General features: G+C 60.3%; 5 protein-coding genes and 2 pseudogenes. 4 read left to right on the forward strand and 3 right to left on the reverse strand.

The genetic code is table 11. From position 1 onward, the window contains the following. Both M0954_RS23065 and M0954_RS23070 read left to right on the forward strand, forming a co-directional pair. The coding region (locus M0954_RS23065) for an exonuclease (protein ID WP_297355704.1) at positions 1-480 on the forward strand (480 nt) is incomplete at its 5' end. 88 nt (positions 481-568) lie between these two features. Continuing rightward, positions 569-1,027: an Lrp/AsnC family transcriptional regulator gene (locus tag M0954_RS23070; protein WP_074263115.1), complete on the forward strand. Its 459-nt coding sequence runs from the start codon at positions 569-571 to the stop codon at positions 1,025-1,027. A gap of 57 nt (positions 1,028-1,084) precedes the next feature. Here M0954_RS23070 and M0954_RS23075 read toward each other — a convergent pair whose 3' ends face one another. The 3 genes and pseudogenes from M0954_RS23075 to M0954_RS23085 form a co-directional block, all read right to left on the reverse strand. Then, positions 1,085-2,287, reverse strand: a complete 1,203-nt coding sequence (locus M0954_RS23075) for a cation diffusion facilitator family transporter (protein ID WP_297355706.1) — start codon at positions 2,285-2,287, stop codon at positions 1,085-1,087. Positions 2,288-2,554: 267 nt separating this feature from the next. After that, positions 2,555-2,854, reverse strand: a complete 300-nt coding sequence (locus tag M0954_RS23080) for an H-NS histone family protein (protein WP_297355709.1) — start codon at positions 2,852-2,854, stop codon at positions 2,555-2,557. A gap of 388 nt (positions 2,855-3,242) precedes the next feature. Then, positions 3,243-3,910, reverse strand: a pseudogene (locus M0954_RS23085) (HugZ family protein). Between the two features lie 214 nt (positions 3,911-4,124). Between M0954_RS23085 and M0954_RS23090 the strand changes: the two are divergent. Together M0954_RS23090 and M0954_RS30375 are read left to right on the forward strand one after the other, a co-directional pair. Beyond that, complete coding sequence (locus M0954_RS23090) at positions 4,125-5,336, forward strand: MFS transporter (protein ID WP_297355711.1); 1,212 nt, start codon at positions 4,125-4,127, stop codon at positions 5,334-5,336. Positions 5,337-5,591: 255 nt separating this feature from the next. Further along, positions 5,592-5,884: pseudogene (locus M0954_RS30375) on the forward strand (hypothetical protein); the annotation flags it as partial.

Below are 5,884 nucleotides of genomic sequence, written 5' to 3' on the forward strand. Positions count from 1 at the left end.
CAGGAGGCGTGGTGGAAGACCCAGCCCGAGGCATGGGCCGCTTGCCGTCTCGATCTGCAGCAGCCCGCCAACGCTTTGAACGCCTACGTGGCGTGGGTCGAAGCGCTGCCGGGCAAACCGGTCTTCGTGGCCATGCCGGCCGGCTTCGATTTCACGTTCATGTTCTGGTACATGATGCGCTTTACCGGCCGGTGCCCATTCTCGTGGTCCGCGCTCGACATCAAGACGCTCGCCTTCGCGATGACCGGCCTGCCCTACCGCAAGTGCATCAAGCCGCGGCTGCCACAGCGCTGGTTCGACGACCACCCGCATACCCATGTCGCCCTCGACGATGCGATCGAGCAAGGCGCCCTGTTCTGCAACATGCTCGCCGAGTTACGCGCTAACCAGGCCATCCTCGCCACCCATGCGGCGGCGAAAACAGCCCCGAAAGATGGGGACGGCTCAGGGCAAAACGTCGCTACCAAACCGGCAAATTAGGTAATCTCCCTCGCCAGAGCCGTTTTACATTGCGTTTCGTTTTCGTCGCCTCTACTATTAGAGCCACGGCACGCCAACGGAGGCGCAGTTGACACTCGATACGTTCTCACAAAAGATCCTGCGCCTGCTGCAGCTTGACGCTCGCCGTTCGGTGCAGGAGATCTCCGACCAGGTCGGCCTTTCCAGCACACCTTGCTGGCGGCGGATCAAGGACATGGAGCAATCGGGTGTGATCCAGCGCTACACGGCACTGCTGGATCGCGAAAAGCTGGGGCTGCACGTGTGCGCGCTCGCTCACATCCACCTGACGCGGCATACGGAAGGCGGGGTCGAACAGTTCGAACGCGAGATCGCCACCTGCCCCGAAGTGACCGAGTGCTACAGCACTACCGGCGAATCCGATTACATCCTCAAGATCGTCGCGCCGGACATCAAGGCGTACGACGCTTTTCTGCACGAGCGCATCTTCAAGATTCCCGCGGTCGCGCAAGTGCGCACAAGCGTTGTGCTGCGCGAAATCAAGTTCGACACGCAACTGCCGCTTTGAGATTCTGATGACGGCGCCGGCCAAGCTGGCTCTACTCTGCGGCCCGGCGCTGCTGCCCTACGCGATGTCTTGGCGCAAGGGCGTTGCGGCTTCTGCCTGCTCATCCAGAGCAATAGCCCGCAATACGCTCAGATGCCGCACGCCCAGGCGGCTTTTTAGCTCTGCCAGATCGAGGTGTGCGAGACGCTGTGCATCGCTCTCGAGGACATCGGGCGCGCTGGCAAGCAGCGTCACGTCGACATCGAGGCCGGTGCTCAGGTAATGGATATTGACGCCCGCCGCCCGCTCGCCCCGTTCAGCAAGCGCGGCCTCCACCTCCGCGACGACCCGCTCGCGAGGCGGCAATCCGATAGGCGGCCGTGCCAGTGCGTCGTTTTCCGGATCGACGTGAATCAGCGCATCGAGCACCCGACTGTCGGTGAGGATTCGCGCACGGGCTGTCTCAGCAATGTAGTGACCTTCCGATACCGAGATCAGCGGATCGACGAGGATATGCGCGTCGACGAGGGCGAAGTCACCCATCTTGCGCGTGCGCAGTTCGTGCACGTCGCGCACTCCCGGCGTCGACATCAGCAGTTTGCGCACGTCGCTGGCAGCGGCGTCGTCGAGGGCGCGGTCCGATAGATCCTGCAGCGCATCCCAGCCAAACATCCAGCCCATGCGCGCGACCATGAAACCGACAATCGCGGCCGCAATTGGATCGAGAAGTCGCACGCCGGCCAGACTGCCGATAATACCGAGCGCCACAACCAGCGACGATGCCGCATCCGAACGCGCGTGCCATGCATTAGCAATCAGCATGGCCGAGCGCACCCGTTGAGCTTCGCGCAGCATATAGCGAAACAGCGCTTCTTTCGAAACCAGCACCAGCACGGCCACCGCCAGTGCGCTGAGGTGAACGGCGGGAATATCCAGCAAATCGGCCAGCCGTGTTCCGGCCCGCCACAACATGCCAACACCGACCGCAATTAGCAGTGCGCCCAGAAACAGCGAAGCCACCGTTTCATAGCGGCTGTGCCCGTAATTGTGATCCGCATCCGGCTCTGCGCCGCTATGCCGATTGGCAATTAGTACGACAAAATCCGAAACCAGATCGGCAAGCGAATGCACGCCGTCGGCAACCAGTGCCTGAGAATGAGCGATCATCCCGATGACGATTTGCAGCGTCATCAACACCGAATTGAGCGCAATACTGACAAACGTGCTTTTGCGCGCAACGTGATGTTTTTCTGCGGATTGGGTGGCGAAAGTGGCGGGCATGCTAGCGGATGCGATTTTCAATGTGTGGATTCTAACCGCGCTCACATGACAATCTACGAAATCCCTTAAAATTCTCTTTTAAATCAGATGCTTATCTAAACAGGAAGTATTCGCGTTCCGGTTCAATAGAATGCGGTCTCGCAAGTCTCGGAATGCGAAGCTGGAGATCGACCCGGCAACTAACCGTGGGCGTAAAAAAACCGCGCACCTTAAGATTGCGCGGTTCTTCGGCCGAGGGCGCGCTAATGCGCCGCCGGGATGCTGCGATTAACGCTGAATCAGAAACTTCTCACGATCCTGACCGGCGATCCAACGCGGCGGCTTACCGCGGCCCGACCACGTGCTACCGCTATCCGGATCACGATATTTCGGCGCGACGCCAGCGCGCGGACGGCCCACTTTCGTTGCCTTACCACGGCCGCCGCCTAACTCAGCAAGCGTAATGCCGTAGTCGGCCATCTTCTGTTTGATCTCGTTCAACACTTCCGCGTATTCACGCGACTTTGCTTCTTCGATCTGCTGTTCCAGCTTCTCTCGCTGTGCGAGTAGTTCCTTGTAGGAAGACATAGGTTCCCTTGTGGTTTAGATAAGTGACTACCAGTCTAAGCCGGTTTGCCCTTTGAAAGGTGTTCATGCCTCGGAATTTGCAGGCGAGATTAACACAAAATAGAAAGCGTGGAAAAGTCGAATTCTTAAATTAATTATGTTTCGTTTCGAAAAATTTCAAGAAACGGCATAGTCAGCAAGTTTTTCATTTACATCTTTTTCGCAGCTTACGAAAAAGTGAACGCGGGTATGAGTAAATGTTCGAATTAATTCCCAAAATATGAAAATTAATATGCCATTTGCACCGAAACATCTCATGCCATGAGAGCTTTTGACGAACGGTTTGCGAACAGGCGGAATAAATAGTCGAAATGCATGATGTCTGGGTGTTTTCCCGCAATAGTTGTAGTCACGAGCGTTTCATGTTTCGTGTCATGCAATCTTTTAGTGCGGCATGCAAGGAGTCGGCATTTTTGCGATCTCGTCGAATGTGAAGCGGCTGCGTGCGCCGCTGTGTTTCAGATCCGCGCCATAGCGGTCGACGCCAATTAATTCAAGATGATCCGGCCGCTGCGGATGTGTGTCGAAAAACTCATGCAATGCGCACTCTTCGTCGAAGCCGAGTGGTTCGAGCGGATCGAGTTCATTGCCATCGAGCCAACCCATGGCGCCAAAACCACCGATATAACGCATCCGCTCAAGCGTCATCACCCAGAAGCTGAAATCGCCCAGCGCCAGGTAGCGCTCGGCGTCCGGGTGATAGCGCAGATAGCGCTCCACCACGGCGGGCGTCGGTTCGACTGTCTCGAACGAACCCAGCAGCGTGACCCGCTGGCCATTGAGTACATCGCCATCCGGAGCGTGCGCGACCAGGAATCCCGCACGGGGATCGGCCTGCAGGTTGCGCGTGTGTTCGGCAAGGCGGCTTACGAGGATCGTAGGACGATGCTGGGCGTCCGGGGCAAACGGCAGGATCGACGGGTACGGAAACCCCTCCGGTTGACGCGAGTGAGTCGCGAGCGTGCCGGCGGCGACCTGGTGCAGCAGATGAAGCGGAGCGTGAGCGGGAATATTCAAGAGCGCGTCCTCGATGGATGGCGTGGATGGCGTTCGGTCAGCTGACTCAAGGTGAAAGTGCGACCGCGGATCCAGCAGAAAGTAGATATTAGTTCAGCGCTCGCCTGCAGGACGCCAGCCGCTTCGCTAGAATCGGAACTTCGCTTTCAGCCGGCTTTCGCGTTTTTGTCCGGTTCCGTTTCCGCTTTACGTCATTTACGCCAACGAGACTTCCTTGTCCGACCGTTCCTCCGACCTCTCCGGGCTTCCCGCTGCCCATCGCGATCTGCCGGCCGCTTCGCTGCAGCGCGCCCGATATGCGACGATGGCGCTCTTCTTTATCGCCGGGATGATGTACGCGTCTTGGGGGGTGCACGTGCCGACCGTGCGCGACCGCTTCCATCTGGATCCGGCGCTGCTGTCGATCGCTTTGCTGGCAGTGGCAGGCGGCTCGATCACCGCGATGGCAACCAATGCCTCGTGGATTGCCCGGGTCGGCACACGCCGCGCGTGTCTGGCCGGCGGCCTCGCGATGGCGGTCTGCGCCGCGTTGATCCTGATAGTCCCCCTGTACTGGATGCTGCTGGCTGTCCTCGCGGTCTTCGGCGCCGGGATGGCAACGCTGGACGTGGCGATGAACGCCGAAGCGAGCGCGGTCGAGCAGACGCTCGGACGGCCGATCATGTCCTCGTTGCACGGCATGTTCAGCGTTGGCGGGATGGTGGGCGCCGCTGTCGGCGGAGCGCTGCTGTCGCGTGGCATGGCGCCGGCAGTTCATCTCGCCCTGGTCGCCATCCTGAGTTCGCTCGTGCTGCTGGTGGCGTGCCCCGCGGTTCTGCCTCATGTGCCGCAGGCGGAGCATCCGGATGCTGCGACGCCGCGCGCCAACCGCTGGCGCTCGCCCGCGCTGTGGGCACTCGGGGCGACTGCGCTGGTGGCGCTGATTGCCGAAGGGGCGATGTACGACTGGGCCACCGTCTACATGCGCGATGTCGTCGTTGCGACGCCAGCGCTCGCGAGCGCGGCGTACGCGGCGTTTTCGGGTGGCATGGCAGCGGCCCGCTTTGCCGGCGACGCCGTGCGCGCCCGCTTCGGCGCCCCGCAACTGGTGATGGCAAGCGCATCGCTGGCGTGCGCCGGCATGATCGGCGCACTGCTGTTGCCTTATTCGTTTACCGCGTTGACCGGATTCACGTTGATGGGCCTCGGGCTGGCTAACATGATGCCAGTGCTATTTGCGGCGGCCGCACGGGTCGAAGGGATTCATGCGGCGGAAGGGCTTGCGCATGTCGCGGGGCTCGCTTACTTCGGACTGCTGCTCGGGCCGGTGATCATTGGCGGGGTCGCGCAGGTCACCAGCCTGCCGATCGGGCTCTCGGTGGTCGCCGTATGTTCCGCGGTGATTGCGTTCGCCGGGCCGAAGGTGTTGCGTCGTTTGAAGATCTGAGGGAGATGGACGCAGCGAGCCGGTCAACGAGGCGTGACAGCGTCCGAAACGCGCTGCCTTACGTTACGTTACGTGGGCTCGCCGCACGGTCCCGTTCCGCGACACATCGATGCGCGCGACGCTCGCCGATAGCTCTGCCGAACGTCGCAATTCATTGATTTTGCTGGATTTATTTCGTTTGACAGGTCGCGCCGCACAAATGGCATAGGCCTTGCAGTTAGCTCCCCCACTGGTTCAATCAGGGGGAGCATAAACATGAATCGCAATTTCAAAATGACGGCCATCGCCATGTGCGTGTCGTCAGTGATAGTACTTCAAGGCTGCGGCGGGTCGACCGTCACTAAACCGCCGACAGTGGGTAGCGGCTCGGGCAGCGGCGGCGTAATAGGCACGGGCGGTGGTTCGGGGACGGGGACGGGTACCGGTACGCATACGCCGACACCAACGCCAACGCCAACACCGACTCCGACTCCGACTCCGACTCCAACACCGACTCCAACACCGACGCCAACACCGACGCCAACTCCGACGCCAACGCCAACGCCAAC

It is taken from the genome of Paraburkholderia sp. (genome assembly GCF_026225065.1).
Classification (GTDB): domain Bacteria; phylum Pseudomonadota; class Gammaproteobacteria; order Burkholderiales; family Burkholderiaceae; genus Paraburkholderia.

Excerpts from the sequence above, each read along its gene's own strand:
- M0954_RS23080 (WP_297355709.1), bottom strand. The coding sequence starts at position 2,854 with ATGTCTTCCTACAAGGAACTACTCGCACAGCGAGAGAAGCTGGAACAG.
- M0954_RS23075 (WP_297355706.1), bottom strand. The coding sequence starts at position 2,287 with ATGCCCGCCACTTTCGCCACCCAATCCGCAGAAAAACATCACGTTGCG.